Here is a 14,735-nt window from a genome sequence, read left to right on the forward strand (position 1 = left end):
CGTCCTCAGGTCGACCCGTCGCCGCTGTCCACGAACAGTTCCTCCGAGCTCGTGGCGCGGACGGCCCGCTGGGCCCAGATTTCGAGTTGGTCCAGGTCGGAGCAGGTCTTCACACGATCGCGTGCGGAGTCCGGTACAGGGATGCCACGCCAGTCGAGGATCCGGAGGACCATCGACGCACGCTCCTTTTCCACACCCTCCTCGATGCCCTCTTCGCGAGCCTGTTCCCGTACCTTCTCGGCGACCTCGTGCCGGAAGAAGTAGTTGACCGGCATCATCAGCTCCTTCCAGATCTGCTTGGCCTGGACATCGACCAGACACGACTCGACGAACTGCGCGAGCATTCCCGCGCTGTCGGTATCGGTGGTCGCCAGGGCTGCCGCCAGCGGTTTCAGTATGGCAGCGGCACCCTGGCCCTTACCATGCGTCATCGCCGAGAACGCGGCGAGAAAGACATCCCGCCGGGCCTCTGCCTCGTCGGCGACAAGCGGCACGTTCTCCGGGCTCAGCACCAGCGGTCGTGCAGTGAGCGAGTGCCAGCCAGGCAGACCCAGGCGGATCGGCCGTGTCGCCCAGCGTGCGGTGGACCTGCTCTGAGTCAGGACGATCAGCACCGGCTCCCAGCGGTACTTCGCGTACAAGTAACTGAGGTAGTAAGCCCAGCTTCCGCGCTTGTCCTCGTCCCGCTTGCCCTGGGGCTCGACGACCAGAAGGTACGTCCCCTCGTCCGTCTCCGCACGTAGCAACGTGTCCACGCGTCGCTCGACCGGCTCGATCTCCGTCAGGTCCGCGTTGAGGACCGCGAAGTCCCGCGGTTCGGGAATCGGGATGCGCAGCACACGCTGAAGCGTGCGCGTGAAACCCGCCGGGTCCTTCTGACAGATCTGGTGCAGGCCTTCGTGCGACGAGCTGACCATCCGCCCTCCTTTCCATCCGATGTGATCAACGAGCTACGCCGCGACCAGGTCACACCACACGTACTTGCCCCGGTTGCCCTCCCTGGACAGTGGCTGCCAGCCCCACAGGTCGGCGCAGGCTCGAACCAGGGCGAGTCCACGTCCCTCCTCCAAATGGACGACCTGCTCCAGCGGCGCCGGCGGCTCGGGCGGCGCGGGATCGGTGTCCCACGCTCCGATCCGCAGTACGCCCACCGACCAGCGCACCCGCAGGGCGGCAGGCCCCTTGGTGTGCCGTACGGCGTTGGAGACCAACTTCTTCTCCTTTTGCTGGTGAATGGCGATCTGCACGCCGCAGGACTACGTTTCGGGGCCGGCACGGTCGCCGCTTTGCTGCTCGTGCTCGGAGCCTCCCGGCTGTTCATGCGTCGGCGCATCGCGGCGTACCGGCGATTGCTGTCAGAGTGAGAGCGTCTTCGCGATGTTGTCGGCCATCTGCTCGGCCGGCTCGTCCAGGACCGGTTCCGTCCAGGAGACCAGTATCGTGAGGGCCGTCTCCATGCCGTCCGGGCGGACGCCGTAGAACACGGTGTGGATCACCGGGCGTGGGCCGAAGAAGCCCTTCTTCTCGCCGATGAGGTTCTGCCGGATACGGACGGCGTCGCCGAGGGGGAGCCGTACCTCGCGTACGTCCGGTTCGCCGAAGTCGTGGCCGGACATGTGCTCGACCAGCAGGTCGAGGGTGACCTCGGGGAACGTCTCGTCGGGGTGGATGGCATCGAGTTCCATGATGGCCGCCACCGTCTCGTGGCCGCTCACGTACCAGCCGAAGGCGGCCAGTGGCTCGCGGGTGTGGCAGTCGGCGGCTGTGCGCTTCAGGTCCCGTGCCAGGCGGCGGGCGTCGCCCGTCTCGCCGTCCTGCGCGTACCGCGCGGCGAGTTCCTCGGCTTGGCTCTTGGCCCAGTAGTCCAGGTCCACGCTCCCGGCGACAGGGAAGGGCACCCAGTCCTCCGAGCACTCCAGGCCGAGGTTCGAGAGGTCGTCGGTCATGGTGTCGGTCACTCCGTCCAGGTAAGCGAGTCGGCGATCGCGTCGAAGAGTCCGGCCATCGCGTCCGCGATCGCCTCGAGCGGTGTGGAGAAGGTCAGCAGCAGGAAAGCGGTCGTACCGGGGACCGGGAGGTGGTACTCCACCGAGAGCGAGTTGTGCGGGGGCTCGGTGCCCTCCTCGTCGTTGCCCTGCGGCATCAGCCTGCGGACCCGGACGGCGGGGCCCGAGCGCAGTTCCTCGACGGTCACCGATCCCTCGCCGTCGTCGGCGAACCGCTGCGCCAGGCCTTCCAGCGGCAGCGGCTCGGGGTGCCGCAGTGGCGCCAGGGTGACCAGCAGCGAGGCCGGAATGGTGAAGGGGCCGACCTCCTGGAGGCTGAGGTACAGCTCGATGCCACCGCTGCGGTGCGCCTTGGCGGCACGGCGCCGCAGGTCCCTGCGGAGTTCCTCCTTCAGGTGCGGCGCGTTGTCAATGCCGTGGAACTGGCGCTCCACGAGCGCGTCGATCGACTTGTCCCGCTGCTCGGGCTCCAGGAGGATCCGGAACCACCCTTCGGGAAGCAGCAGCCGGTAGTCGCCCGGAGGAAGGGTCTCCCCGATCTCACCGGTCTCCTCGGTCTGGTTCATACGGGTTGCTCCGTGGGTTTCTGTTCCGACGCCGGTCGTTCCAGCCAGAGCCGACTGCGCAGCTGGTGGGCGGCGTAGGGCACCGCCTGAAGGACGAGGCCTACTGCACCTGCGAGGATCGCCGCCATTGCCGCCTGGGGGTGTACATCCTCGATCCACAGGCCCTGGCCGATGGAGAAGTACGATCCGAACGCCATGAGGGCCGTGGACGACAGGCCGACGATGGTGCTGGGAAAGCGGGACAGCTTGCGTGCCGTCCCTGCGGAGTCGGGCAGCAGGTCGGTGCCGAGCGCCCCCAGCGCCTTTGGCCAGGGGGCCTTCCCGGCCAGCTTGCGCTCCGAGGCGGTCAGCCCGGCGGTCCGACGCAGCCTGGACCAGCCGTCGGCGCCACCCCTACCGCCGAACCAGAGCCGCCACAGAAGTACGGCTCGCACCTGGTCGTGCGGGCCGCGCAGTTCGACGCCGAGCGGCTGCCCCGTCCGGTCGCGCACCAGCACCAGGAAGGTCAGGGCATGCGGACCGGTGAGCGGAAGCCAGTATTCCCGCCCGCCGAGAACGCGCAGCACGAGATCGCGGTCCTGCACTCGCAACTCCGTGTCCCGGCAGAACCTGACGGTCGTTCCCATCCCCTCCACGGGCGCGGGCCGGATCCGTTCCCGTACGACAGGGACGCACTCCCGCAGACGCAGCCGGGTCCACGCCCGCACGACAAGCCGCGCCACCGGGCCGACGAGGGCGGTGGCGGCGAGCAGCAGGATGACCCAGGGTTCTGTCGTCTCGAAGAATAGGATCACCGTGAACAGGGCGAACCAGACGACGAAGGCTACGGCCCGAAGGCTCCAGTACCACCGGGGGAACTCACCCCCTGGAGAGAGGGACTTGGCTCCGCGCGACCGTGAACCGGACGCCACCAGCGGGTCGTTTCGATCAGTCACCACGTGCACGGGGATGCCCGCGGCCTTGAACAGGGCGGCCACACCTGTACGGTCGAGCAGTTGCTCGCCCTTCACCCATCGCTTCGGGATCGCGGGCGACTCCGGCAACCAGTCCTCCAAGTTGAAGGAGCCGACCAGCGCACCGTCGCGGTCCTGTAGCTGGACCTCCCCCCACGAGCCCTCGATCGTAGGCCCCATGCGTTCCTTGTCGTCACCGGGGACGTCGAGGAAAACCGCGCGTGTGATCCCGCCGTCTCCGGTCGGAAAGCGCCGTGTGCGCGTGCGGGTCCGCAATACGAGGTCGCCGTCGTCCAGGTAGAGCCGTGACCGGTGGCACAGTTCGAGGCCTGGGCCACGCGAGGCGGCGGGTCTGAGCGCGGGCTCGGGGATCATCGGGTGACCTTGTCGTAGAGGTCCGTCACCGTTCCGTACGCCCCCTCGGCTCCCGCGACCACTCCAGTGGCGGTCGCGCCCGCCCAGACGTTGGTCTGTCCGGAGAAGTTACTCAGCGCATGGCCGACATCCGGCATCTTCAGGGCGTTCGGTGCGATGCCCTTGAGACCGGACGCGGCCTTGGCGAGGTCGGGATCCAGTGTGCCCAGTGAACGGGGTCCGGCCAGACCGCGGGCCCCATCACGCCAGGCCTGCTTGGAGAACGCGCCGCCGATCGCTTTCACACCGTCGACGGTATCCCGGTACATGGAGACCGGACTGAACCCCTCCCTGAGGTTGCTCCACGACGGCAGCTTCCCCTTCGGCATGCCCGCCAGGGCCTTGGCCGCGGCCTTTCCGCGGATCGCTCCCTGGGCGCCGCGGTTGGCCAGGTTCCACGCCCTGTTCGACTTCATGCCCGAGGCGATGGCGTTCTTGAACAGGTTGCTGCGCGCCAGGGCCTTGGTCCCGGCGGCCGCTCCCCTGGCGCCCGCCATCGCCGCCCGTCCGATGCCGAAGGTCGCCAGGCCCACGGCGTCGAGGAACACCGACTTCCAGCTTCCCTCGCCGCCCAGCGCGAGCACCAGGTCGGTGGCGAGCGCGACGACGCTGGCCAGCAGGGCCACCGCGTTGGCCACCGCGGCGATGACCTGTCCGATGACGGGGATCCATCCGAGGGCGAGCGCCGCCACACCCGCCCACAGGGCGATGCGCCCCGCCCATTTCGAGACTTCCGTGAGCCAGCCGGCGTTCTCGTGGACCCAGTTCTTGAACTTGTCCTTCCAGCCGTCCTTCAGCCCGTCACCCTCGATGACGTCGTATATCGCCTCGGCGGCCGCCTTCGCGGCGTTGTCGCGGATCCCCTTCGCGGTCTGGAGGGCTTCCTTCGCCGCCTTCAGGCTGGAAGAGGCCTGTTCCTTCTGCCGGTTGTACTTCTTGGTGTCCGGATCGTCCTTCGGAGTGTCGTCCGGCTGCCCGTCGAGGGAGCGCTCCGCCGAGGAGAGGTCGCCGTGGGCCTGCTCCGCGTCGCCCAGGGCCTGGTCGGCCATCTGCTGGGCGCGATGCAGCTCGGAGGCGTACTCGTTGCTGCACACGTTCTCCCGCACCTGGGTGCCGAGGGCGGTGGCGGCCTCGTCGTAGCGCTTGAAGGCCTTGCGCAGCTTGTCGCCCGCGCCTTTCGCCGAGTCCTGGAACTCGGTGGCGGCCTTGCCCTTCCAGTTCTCGACGGAGGCCAGCGCCTTGATCTCGCGGGCCTCCTTCTCTATGGCCTCGGCGGTCTTGCGCAGTTGCCGGCCGAGCCTCGCGACCTCGTACGGGTCACCGGGTATCGGATCGGACGTCTCGTCCAGCACCGACCAGCGGTGAGCGGCGGGCCGACCTGTCACTTCTTCGCCCCCTTCTGCCCGTCCTTGTCCGAGTTCCGCAGCGCTTCGGCGAGTTCGTGGTCGATCTGCTCGTACGACTCCGCCGCGGTCTTGGTGATGGCGTGCAGCGACTCCAGCTCCTCGGCGAGCTTTCGCCGGTGGATCTTCCAGTTGCTGTCGAACTTCGAGAAGGCGTCGAGGATCCGCTGCGAGCCGATCTCCCCGACGCCGAACCCCTCGGCCGGGTTGCCCCGTTCGGCGAAGGTGTCACGGATGCGCTTCAGCGCCCTGGAGCACTCCTTGATCCTGTCTATGTCCGCTTGCTGATCGCTCATGTCGGCGTCACCCCACCTCGTTCTTGGCCACCGCCCGACCGTGGACGGCCACGTTGCCGCCGTAGAACATGCCGGTGAAGACGGGCGAGTACGTCAGCTGGATCTCGACCTGTACCTGGTCGGTGTCGGCTGCCACACAGTGGCTCGCGGCGATGTCTGCGCCCGTCATGCTCATCTCCCGGGCGAAAGCCTTCACGCGGGCGTCGCAGTTCCCGTAGTTGATCGGCGCCGGGCCGCCCTCGTCGTTGTAGAGGGCCTCGCGGTCGATGTCCTGTGCGGCGTAGCGGGCCGCCTGTTCCGCTATGTCCGCGGCGCGTTCGCGCTTGGAGATGGACAAGCCGCCGTCGATGACGAAGGCGGACAGAGCCAGGAAGACCAGGGCGAAGATGATGACCGCGCCAGCGCCCGAACCGCGGTCGTCCAGTGCCGTCCCCCGGGCGGACCACCAGGTGCGCGCACGGTGTGCCGCGGTGGCGCTCACGTTCCTCACGCCGACCTCCGGAAGGGGTCCAGCGGCGAGCTGAAGCTCGCGGACAGCGTCGTCGGGATGTTCAGGCCCAGCGACGCCAGGCCGCGTACCTGGCAGCTGACCTCGACCGTGAACAGGGTGTCGGGGGCGAAGCCCGCGCTCGTCTGCACCACCGAGACCGGTCCCGAGCAGACCTCCGCCAGGTCCGCCTCCGCCGCCTTGCGCGCCTCGGCCATGGCCGTCGCGTGGTCCTTCTGGATCGAGCCCGCGCGTGCCGCGTCACGTGCCGCGCCGTCGACCGCGCCGCGGCCCTCGACGAGTTGGCCGAAGGCCACCAGCACCAGGACGAACAGGATCATCACCGGGGCGAGGATCACGACCTCCACGGTGGACAGGCCACTGTCGTCATGGGCGGACGAAACAGGCCTCCAGGAAGGGCGGTTCATCTAGTTCCCGTCCTCCCGCACGAACCTCTCCACCGGCCCCGACGACTGCGCGTGCACCGTCAGATTCAGGCCCGGGAACACCGTCGGGATCCGCGCCGAGATCTCCACACCCACGGTGTTCTGCTCCGGTTGCAGCATCTTCACGTCCGGCGACAGCACCAGTTGCGGGCCCAGTTGGCGGATGTAGGCGTCGACGACGTTCCGTGCCTCACCCCGCCAGGCGCCGGGCTGCTCGTCGGCCGTGGCGCGGGCCTTGCGGGCGCCGGCCTGAGCCGCCGCCTGGGCGACGTGGTCGGCGAAGAAGTACAGCGCGAACTGCACCGTCGCGAAGATCATGAAGAACAGTACGGGAGTGAGCAGCACGAACTCGATCGCGGTCATCCCGCGGTCGCCGCCGGTGGCCGCCACCTCACGCGCGGCCCGCACCCTGCGGCGCACCGCGCGTCGCACCCGTCCGCCCACGTCCGCCAGCATCCCCGTCCACCCCGTTGCGCTTCCTCGTCGTACGCGCGTCGTACGTGCGCACGTCCTACGTACGCTCGCCGCACGCGCACTCGCCGCACGCGCGATCGCCGTACACGCGGTCAGCAGGTCTTGCCCGCGTCCGCGCCCTTGATGCAGTTGCCCACCTTGTTGGCGCCCTCGCTCAGCGCGGAGTTGATGATGGCGGCCACCACGCCGACGATCGCCACGACGACCGCGGAGATGATGACCCACTCGACCGCGGAGGCACCGCGGTCCAGTTCGCCGGAGCGGGCGCGCTGCACACGGCCGCCCAGGAAGGTGACCAGGAAGTCCACGGCCGGGATCCCGGTGTGGAAGTCTCGTCCGTTCATGACAGTCGTTTCCTCTCGAATTCAAAGCAGTTGGCAGGGGCGGCGGCTCATACCTGGAACACCCGCATGGCCGCCGGGAAGATCAGGAACACCAGGAAACCCGCGCACAGCAGCAGCTGGGCCACGAGCATCGACTGGGACTTCTCGCCCGCGCTGCCCTCGATCTCGGCCAGTTCGCGGTGGCGCATGGTCTCGGCGCGCGAGGCGAGCGACTCGCGCACCTTCGCGCCGTCGTCCGCGACCAGGGCCAGGGAGGCCGAAAGGTCCTTCAGCTCCTCCACGCCCAGTTCCTCGCCGAGCTGCCCGAGCGCCTGCCACTGGCTGATGCCGGTGATCCGGGCGTCGGCGAGGGCGTTGCGGATCCGCTGGTTCGCCCAGCCGTCGGACACCTCGGCCGCCGCCATCAGTGCCTCCGGCAGACCGCGGCCGCCGGCCAGGCTCATGGACACCAGGTCCAGATACGCGCCGATGACGCGGCGCAGGTCACGGCGCTTGTCGGCCGCGTCCCGCCGGATCTCCAGATCGGGCAGGAAGAAGAAGAGCGCCGCGCACAGCAGCGCCAGCCAGACCGGGATGACCGGGCTGCGGCCGAAGCCCAGCGTGTAGACCACGGCGAACAGCAGCGGACCGAAGAACAGTCCCGCGACCGACAGCAGCACCTTCGTCGCCAGGAACCTCTCCCAGCTGCGCTCCAGCACCGCGAGATCGGCGCGCAACGAGCGCTGCTCCCAGCCGTGCTGAAGGTAGAACTCGGCGACGCGCGCGCCGACCTGGGCGCGGAACGCGCCGAAGCGGCCCGTCTCCTCCCGAGCCTGGTGCCGCGTCTCGTACGCCGCGCCCCGCGCCCGCATCGCGTCGATCCGCGCGACCTGCGCGACCGCGCTCCGCCTGGACGGCATCAGGGCGCGTACGAGGGCGTAGACGCCGAGGCCCAGGACCGCTCCGACCACGACCGGCATCGTCAGGTTCACCGGCGTACCCCTTCCTCCTGCTGGGCGGGCGTGCGCGGCCGTACGAACTGCACCGCCGCCTCGTCCCGCACCAGGAAGCGTTCGGGCGTCTCGATCGTGGACAGCTTGCGCAGCCACCAGAAGCCGAGCGCGAACAGACCGCAGACGACCGCGAGGACCAGCTGGCCGACCGGGGTGCCGTACGGCGACACGAAGTCGCGGTTGAAGACGGACAGTCCGAGCACGAAGGCGACGGAGACGGCGACGACGATCTGCACCGAGCGCCGGGTCGAGGCCCGCTGGGCCATCACGCGCTGGCGCATGTCGACCTCCTCGCGCGCCGACTTGGCCAGGGCACCGAGGACTTGGCGCAGACCGGGGCCGCGCAGCCGGGCGTTGAGGATGAGCGCGGCGACGATGATGTCGGCGGAGGCGTCGTCGATCTCGTCGGCGAGCAGTTGCAGCGCGTCGGGCAGCGGGGTGCGGGCGCGCAACCGGTCGACCAGGGCGTCCAGATGGGGGCGCAGGATCGGGGCGGCGGCGCGCGCCGAGGCCGGGATGGCCTGCTCCAGGCCGACCGCGCCGGCGATCGTGTCGCGCAGCGACTCCGTCCAGGAGGCCAGGGCCTCCACTCGGCGCATCGCGGCCCGCTCCTCCGCCGCACCGCCGAAGAGGCGGTCCCAGAAGAAGACGAGGACACCGGCCGCGATGCCGGCCACCGCCCACCGGGTGAGCAGCAGGACGGCGAGGCCGACGAGAGCGGCGACGGAGCCGCGCCGGCCGGCGAAGCGGATCAGTTCACTCGCGCGCCGGCTCGCCCGCTGCTTCTCGTGCTCGGGCTTGGCGGGCAGTCCGCGTACGGCGACGACCAGCAGGGCGAGACCGCTGCCGACGGCGACGCCGGAACCGATCGAGTACAGGACGGTGGTGGAGAACAGGCTCCCCATGGAGCCGAGCGGGGCCAGTGCGGCAGACGTCATGGTCACCCCCAGGTTCCGTGGGGCTGGAAACCGTGCGCCATGAGGTCCTCCAGGCAGGCTATGGGCGCGTGCGGCACGACCCGGCCGTCGGGCGTCTCGGCGAACACCTCGCTGGACAGCACGCGGCCGTCGACGCCGTTGACCTCGCGGACCGAGGTCACCATGCGCTGAAGCCGGCCGCCGGTCTGGAAGTTGTTGCGCCGCTGGATGAAGACGACGAAGTTCACCGCGCCCGCGATCAGCATCTGGCTGGCCTCGATGGGCAGCCGCTCCGTCGCCTGCAGCGCATAGGTGGAGATGCGGTTGAAGACCTCGCTGGAGCTGTTGGCGTGGATCGTGGACAGCGAGCCGTCGTTGCCCTGAGACATCGCGTTCAGCATGGTCACGATCTCGTCGCCGAGCACCTCGCCGACGATGACGCGGGAGGGGTTCATACGGAGGGATCGGCGCACCAGCTCGGCCATGGAAATGGTGCCCTGCCCCTCGGAGTTGGGCAGCCGTTCCTCGAACGCCACCGTGTTGGGGTGCAGTTCGGGGAACGTGTCGAGGCCGAGCTCCAGCGCCCGCTCGACCGTGATGAGCCGCTCGTGCGGCGGGATCTCGTTGGCGAGGGCGCGCAGCAGCGTCGTCTTTCCGGCGTTCGTCGCGCCTGCGATCATGATGTTCTTGCGGGCGCGGACCGCGCAGGCCAGGAAGTGCCCGAGTTCCGGCGCGAGCGTGCCGTTGCCGACCAGGTCGGAGATGAACACCTTGCCCATCCGGGCCCGGCGGATGGACAGCGCGGGCCGCCGGGTCACGTCCATGACGGCCGACAGACGCGAACCGTCCGGCAGCCGCAGGTCGAGCTGCGGGTTGGCGGAGTCGAAGGGGCGGGACGACAGACCCGAGTAGGCGCCGAGCACCTGGATGAGCTCGATCAGCTCCTCGTCGGTCTCGGCGACCGGCTCGCCCTTGACCTCGCGCCCGTCGGCGTACCCGACGAACACCTGGTCGCAGCCGTTGATGTCGATGTTCTCGACCTGTGGGTCGTCGAGCAGAGGCTGGAGCCGGCCCACGCCGAACAGCGCCGCGTGCACGGCGGCCGCGTACTGCTCCTCGGTCTCGGCGTCCAGCGGCGTACGGCCCGCGTTGATCTCGGCGCGGGCGTACTCCTCCAGGATCTGGGCTATGACCGCGCGGGCGTACTGCCGCTCGTCCTCGCTGGACATCGGCGTGACGCCGTTGACCTGGTCGAGGCGGCGCTGCTCGGCGATGCGGTCACCGGCATCCTGCCGGAACCGCTTGACCAGCTGGTGGTCGACAGCGGTCATCGCCCGGCCCCCGCCTGACCGTTCGTCTGGCCCTGGTGAGGCTGATGAGGCTGATGGTTCTGCGAGGCGTGCTGACCTTGGTACGCCTGCTGAGCTTGGTGCGCTTGCTGGCCCTGGGGCGCCTGCTGACCCTGGTTGGTCTGCTGAGCCTGGTGGGCTTGCTGAGCCTGGTGGGCCTGCTGCGCCTGTGCGGATACGGCCCAGGCGGCGCCGTACTGCTGGTACAGGTCGGCCGTGACCTTGCGGGCCGAGCGGATCAGCAAGGACTTGTCCAGGCGTCCGCGCCTGCGCCCGGCCAACTGGTCGGCGCCCGCCGGGTCGTCGGCGATGGTGCCGACGACCCGGGCGCCGGTCTGGGCGTGCACCAGCATGTCGTTGACCTGGCCGGAGACCTTGCCCGCGGTGTTCGGGTCGGCGACCAGGACGACGCCGACCACCGGGGTCGCCAGACTCGCGGCACCGCGCGGGCCGCCGTGCAGCTTCGTGGACAGCGCGGCGGCGCGGTCACGGACGCGGGCGATGGCCTCCGGCTCGGTGCGCGAGATCAGCAGGACGAGGGAGGCGTGCGGGAACAGTTCCACGGCGGGGGTGTCCCCGCTGATCCGGCCGCAGTCGGCGATGACGTCGGCGGGCGCGTTCGGGGAGTCGGCAAGCGAGGCGAAGGCGTGGCCCAGGGTGGGCCACAGCCCGGCGAGACCGGCGGCCTGCTCGGCGATGCCGAGTCCGACGAGAACCTCCAGGCCGCCGCTCAACGGCTGGACGTGATCCCAGAGTTGGTCGGGCACGAGTCCGCGGCGCGCGGTCGCGGCGATGGACAGCATGCCGACGTTCGGGTTGAGCGGCCCGCCGTGCGCGGCGGCGCTGCGGTAGACGAGGTCGCCGCCGGCCAGGTCCGTCTCGGCGAGCAGCACGCGCCGCGGCCAGACGGCGGCCAGCGCGACGGCGGCGGTGGTGACGCCGGGCGAACCCTTGTCGGCGGCCAGTGCGATGAGGGCCATGGGTGCGCTGCCGCCCTCAGTTGCCGGGAACGACGACGACGGCGACGGAGCCCGCGGACGCGGCCTGGGCCACGGCGGCGGCGTCGGACTGGTCGACGAGGAGCGTCAGTGACAGGTTGCCGGTGCTCACGGCGGCGTCGCTGTTGTCACTCCTGGAGCTGACGCGCGCCTTGTCGACGATGAGGTTGCCACCGGCGGACGAGCCCGCGGAGCCGCTGCTCCCGCCGGAACCGGAGCTGGAACTGGAGGAGTTGTCGCCGACGCGGTAGACGGCGACGATGTCGCCGCTCTTGATGCCCGACGGGTACTGCCCCTCCTTGAGGGCGACACCGACGGAGGCCTTGCCGGCCGGCAGGCTGCTCTTCGCGCCGAACATCTGCCCCACCACGACCGTGCCCGCGTAGATGGTGGACTTGGCCTTGAGGGCCTTGAGGGCGCCCAGCTGCGACCACTGGACGTAGTCGATGGAGTCGTCGGCGGCCACCATCACCGAGGTCACGTCATCGGAGCTGACGGACTCTCCGGCCTGGATGTCCTTCGTCACCTTGACGACCTCGATCCGGTCCCCGGCCTGGAGCACGAGCATCGTGGCGCCCAGCGCGCCCACCAGGATGAGCAGCACCGCCAGGGCCGCGAGGGCCGGTTTGCGCTCGCGAGGCGCCGTGGGAAGCCGGTCGCCGACCGACGGCTGAGCCGGAGCCGCGGAACGTCCCGCGCCCGCCCCCGTACGCTCCTGGATCTTCACGCAACCGCTCCCCGTACACCCAAGATGTCGTCTGCCACGTTCTGACAAGCTCTTTGCATAGGCTGCAAACCCGGACACTTCACCAGCGATCCGGGCGCTGTCGCGACTATCCGGCGCGGGGGCGAGTGTCAAGCCATCGCACGGTATCAGCCGCACATACGCCCCTCAAGGCGAGTCAGGCCCCAGGGGACACAGCCGACTTGCCGTTACCGGTTTGCAACGCCCGGGCAGGACAGCCCGGTTGAACATGGGCGAATCATCCCCTCCCGTGTGCACGGCAGCAAATCCCTCACCGCCCCGATGGTGGGCACTCCGAAGGCAGCCGGCCCCCGACCATCAGGCGCCCACGACCCCTGCACGAATTGCTCACGAAGCCGCAGACCGGTCATGCCGCGCCCGCGGCAACGGGTCACCGAGGGCGTCGCGGCAGCACGGCGGTCATCGGTCCTCGAGGAGCGCGAAGGCGAAGGCGAGCCGGCGGTCGACCCAACCGTCCCGCACCGTCACCTTGTCACTGCCCTCCGAGACCATGACGACCTTGTTCTCCGCACGCCACTCCAGGGACCGCGGCTTGGAAGGCCGGTCGCCGCCCTCCACTCCCCCGGAGAGGACGCTGTCGACGACCTCCTCGAAGACCTTTCCGGCAAATCGCCCCGCGATCTCCGGCGCCCCGCTGGAGCATCTCCTTCGGCCCGCCCTTCGCCCACTCCCCGCTGCTGACGATCTCCACGTGTCCTGGCTGGTCGATGCGCCAGACCGGCGTCAGGGCATGCTTGAGCGGAGCGATCCGCCTGATGGTGCCGATGACCTGCCCCTGTCCGTCACGCACGGCGAAGTGGCGTTCGCCTCCCGCCTTCACGGGTTCGTCGACGGAGCAGAGAAGCGTGCGGCCGTCCGCGTCCTCGTACAGACCCACGGGGCTCTCCGACGACGACTGCGGGGGAAGGAAGGCGCAGGGCGCGTTGACGCACTGCTCGCCCCGGCGCTGCGGGACCCGGAAGGCGCGTGGCCCGAGCACGGGACGCCTTCGCCGCCCGGCTGCGGGCCGCTCCACGTCGCCGACGACGAATTCCCAGGCATCAGCCCACGGCACGACGGGGGCGGCAGGTTCGTCGACGTCCCTGTTCTTTCCGAACACCCGCTTCTCCAAGTTCGATTCGGTACTGGCTCGTCGAAGCGGGTGCCGATGTTGCGGGCGAGGGCCCCCTCGCCCGTACTCCCACTCCACCCTTCGCATACCGTTACGGCCCATGTGGCCAGGAGAGCAGCCGCCAGGGGGCGGGCAGAATCCGCAACAGCCTTTGCCTGGCGGGCAGTCGAACCCGTATCAGCAGCCCGGCTACCACCAGCCGAACCCTTACCAGCAGCAGCCGCCGCCGCAGCCGTGGAACGCGCCGACCCTGCCGTCCGGCGCGGCGGCACCGCGTCCTCCGGGCGGCGGCCACAACCGCACCAAGCTCATCGCCGTCATGGCGGCGGGAGCCATCGTGATCGCCGCGGGTGTCACCGGCTACGCACTGCTGGGCGGCGACAAGGACGACACGGTTGCCCCCGACCCGACCACTTCCCCGTCTCCGCACAGCGACGCCGCCACCGTCAACGGCTGGAAGGTCGTGGTGAACCCGGCCGCGGGAATCAAGTTCGACGTTCCGCCGGACTGGTCACTCCAGTCCACCGGCTGGATCACCTACGTGGCCGACGACAACGACCCGGACGACGAGCCTCTGGTCGCGATGCGCGCCCCCGCCTTCCTGAAGGAGCGGTGGTGCTCCTCGGACGACGACAAGGACGGCACACTGGAGCACACGCCGCTGGCGGCGGCCGGCTCCCGGGGCAACAACGGCGCCAAGAGCACCGAGGAGATAGCCGGCGCCGACCCGAAGTCCTGGGTGTACGGGCAGTACACCCAGCCCGACAAGACCAAGGTGACGTCAGGCACCGTCGAGCCGTTCACCACGACCTCGGGCCTCAAGGGCAGCCTGGGCACCGCCTGGTCCGCAGGCGTGCAGAAATCGAAGAAGTGCACCACGGACGGCAAGGCATGGACCTTCGCCTTCAAGAACACCCAGGGAGATCTGACCTCCTGGTCGTTCTTCGGCGCGAAGGGCGTATCGGACGAGGTCCCCGACGCGACGATACGGAAAATCGCGGCCACGGTACGGACCTACGAGCCTCCGTCCACCTGATGACCGCAGTTGCCTTCCTCCTTCGCGAACCGGGAAGACCCCGGCCAGCGTGGCGGATCCGTCGCTTCCGTGACCCTTTGCCCAGCCGAACAGGCAAATAGTCATGCGCTGGTGAAGCTCCGCCTGGCCAACCCTCTGGCCGCCTCGCTACTGTCGGTGCCCTCGACTGAACTCATT

At 69.6% G+C, this 14,735-nt stretch carries 18 protein-coding genes; 1 reads left to right on the top strand and 17 read right to left on the bottom strand.

Going from position 1 to position 14,735, the window contains the following annotated elements:
• Nucleotides 1-5: 5 nt before the first annotated feature.
• From ABZ818_RS24100 to ABZ818_RS24180, 17 genes are all read right to left on the bottom strand, one after another.
• On the bottom strand, nucleotides 6-917 hold the full coding sequence (locus tag ABZ818_RS24100; protein ID WP_361418183.1) for a hypothetical protein: 912 nt from the start codon (nucleotides 915-917) through the stop codon (nucleotides 6-8).
• A 33-nt stretch (nucleotides 918-950) separates the two neighbouring features.
• Nucleotides 951-1,247: an ATP-binding protein gene (locus ABZ818_RS24105; RefSeq protein WP_361418186.1), complete on the bottom strand. Its 297-nt coding sequence runs from the start codon at nucleotides 1,245-1,247 to the stop codon at nucleotides 951-953.
• A gap of 108 nt (nucleotides 1,248-1,355) precedes the next feature.
• Nucleotides 1,356-1,946, bottom strand: coding sequence for a hypothetical protein (locus ABZ818_RS24110; RefSeq protein ID WP_361418189.1), 591 nt, complete (start codon nucleotides 1,944-1,946; stop codon nucleotides 1,356-1,358).
• An 8-nt stretch (nucleotides 1,947-1,954) separates the two neighbouring features.
• Nucleotides 1,955-2,572, bottom strand: coding sequence for a hypothetical protein (locus ABZ818_RS24115; RefSeq protein WP_361418192.1), 618 nt, complete (start codon nucleotides 2,570-2,572; stop codon nucleotides 1,955-1,957).
• Nucleotides 2,569-3,900, bottom strand: a complete 1,332-nt coding sequence (locus tag ABZ818_RS24120; protein WP_361418195.1) for a hypothetical protein — start codon at nucleotides 3,898-3,900, stop codon at nucleotides 2,569-2,571. The genes ABZ818_RS24115 and ABZ818_RS24120 overlap by 4 nt, the downstream gene beginning before the upstream one ends.
• On the bottom strand, nucleotides 3,897-5,324 hold the full coding sequence (locus tag ABZ818_RS24125) for a putative T7SS-secreted protein (RefSeq protein WP_361418199.1): 1,428 nt from the start codon (nucleotides 5,322-5,324) through the stop codon (nucleotides 3,897-3,899). The genes ABZ818_RS24120 and ABZ818_RS24125 overlap by 4 nt, the downstream gene beginning before the upstream one ends.
• The gene (locus ABZ818_RS24130; protein WP_361418201.1) at nucleotides 5,321-5,638 is read right to left on the bottom strand and encodes a hypothetical protein; all 318 of its coding nucleotides are present in this window, start codon (nucleotides 5,636-5,638) and stop codon (nucleotides 5,321-5,323) included. The genes ABZ818_RS24125 and ABZ818_RS24130 overlap by 4 nt, the downstream gene beginning before the upstream one ends.
• 7 nt (nucleotides 5,639-5,645) lie before the next feature.
• Nucleotides 5,646-6,119, bottom strand: coding sequence for a pilus assembly protein TadG-related protein (locus tag ABZ818_RS24135; RefSeq protein ID WP_361418345.1), 474 nt, complete (start codon nucleotides 6,117-6,119; stop codon nucleotides 5,646-5,648).
• 5 nt (nucleotides 6,120-6,124) lie between these two features.
• Nucleotides 6,125-6,553, bottom strand: a complete 429-nt coding sequence (locus ABZ818_RS24140) for a TadE/TadG family type IV pilus assembly protein (protein WP_361418204.1) — start codon at nucleotides 6,551-6,553, stop codon at nucleotides 6,125-6,127.
• Complete coding sequence (locus ABZ818_RS24145; RefSeq protein ID WP_361418207.1) at nucleotides 6,554-7,027, bottom strand: TadE family protein; 474 nt, start codon at nucleotides 7,025-7,027, stop codon at nucleotides 6,554-6,556.
• Between the two features lie 110 nt (nucleotides 7,028-7,137).
• Entirely contained in the window at nucleotides 7,138-7,389 is a 252-nt protein-coding gene (locus tag ABZ818_RS24150) for a hypothetical protein (RefSeq protein ID WP_100569654.1), read from the bottom strand.
• A gap of 47 nt (nucleotides 7,390-7,436) precedes the next feature.
• On the bottom strand, nucleotides 7,437-8,360 hold the full coding sequence (locus ABZ818_RS24155; protein WP_361418210.1) for a type II secretion system F family protein: 924 nt from the start codon (nucleotides 8,358-8,360) through the stop codon (nucleotides 7,437-7,439).
• A complete protein-coding gene (locus ABZ818_RS24160; protein ID WP_361418348.1) occupies nucleotides 8,357-9,286 on the bottom strand; it encodes a type II secretion system F family protein in 930 nt (309 codons plus the stop codon). The genes ABZ818_RS24155 and ABZ818_RS24160 overlap by 4 nt, the downstream gene beginning before the upstream one ends.
• 35 nt (nucleotides 9,287-9,321) lie before the next feature.
• Nucleotides 9,322-10,629 (bottom strand): ATPase, T2SS/T4P/T4SS family, encoded by a 1,308-nt coding sequence (locus ABZ818_RS24165; protein WP_361418213.1) that lies wholly within the window; start codon nucleotides 10,627-10,629, stop codon nucleotides 9,322-9,324.
• Nucleotides 10,626-11,627 (bottom strand): hypothetical protein, encoded by a 1,002-nt coding sequence (locus tag ABZ818_RS24170; RefSeq protein WP_361418216.1) that lies wholly within the window; start codon nucleotides 11,625-11,627, stop codon nucleotides 10,626-10,628. Before ABZ818_RS24170 ends, ABZ818_RS24165 begins: the two co-directional genes overlap by 4 nt.
• A 16-nt stretch (nucleotides 11,628-11,643) precedes the next feature.
• Nucleotides 11,644-12,372 carry a hypothetical protein gene (locus tag ABZ818_RS24175; RefSeq protein WP_361418219.1) on the bottom strand — a complete coding sequence of 243 codons (729 nt, stop codon included), beginning with the start codon at nucleotides 12,370-12,372 and terminating at the stop codon, nucleotides 11,644-11,646.
• 438 nt (nucleotides 12,373-12,810) lie between these two features.
• Nucleotides 12,811-12,969: a hypothetical protein gene (locus tag ABZ818_RS24180; RefSeq protein WP_361418222.1), complete on the bottom strand. Its 159-nt coding sequence runs from the start codon at nucleotides 12,967-12,969 to the stop codon at nucleotides 12,811-12,813.
• Nucleotides 12,970-13,622: 653 nt separating this feature from the next.
• On the opposite strand from ABZ818_RS24180, the gene ABZ818_RS24185 reads away from it, so the two are divergent.
• Nucleotides 13,623-14,558, top strand: coding sequence for a hypothetical protein (locus ABZ818_RS24185; RefSeq protein WP_361418225.1), 936 nt, complete (start codon nucleotides 13,623-13,625; stop codon nucleotides 14,556-14,558).
• Nucleotides 14,559-14,735 lie beyond the last annotated feature (177 nt).

Origin of the sequence: Streptomyces sp. NPDC047453 (assembly GCF_040643155.1) — a bacterium.
Classification (GTDB): domain Bacteria; phylum Actinomycetota; class Actinomycetes; order Streptomycetales; family Streptomycetaceae; genus Streptomyces.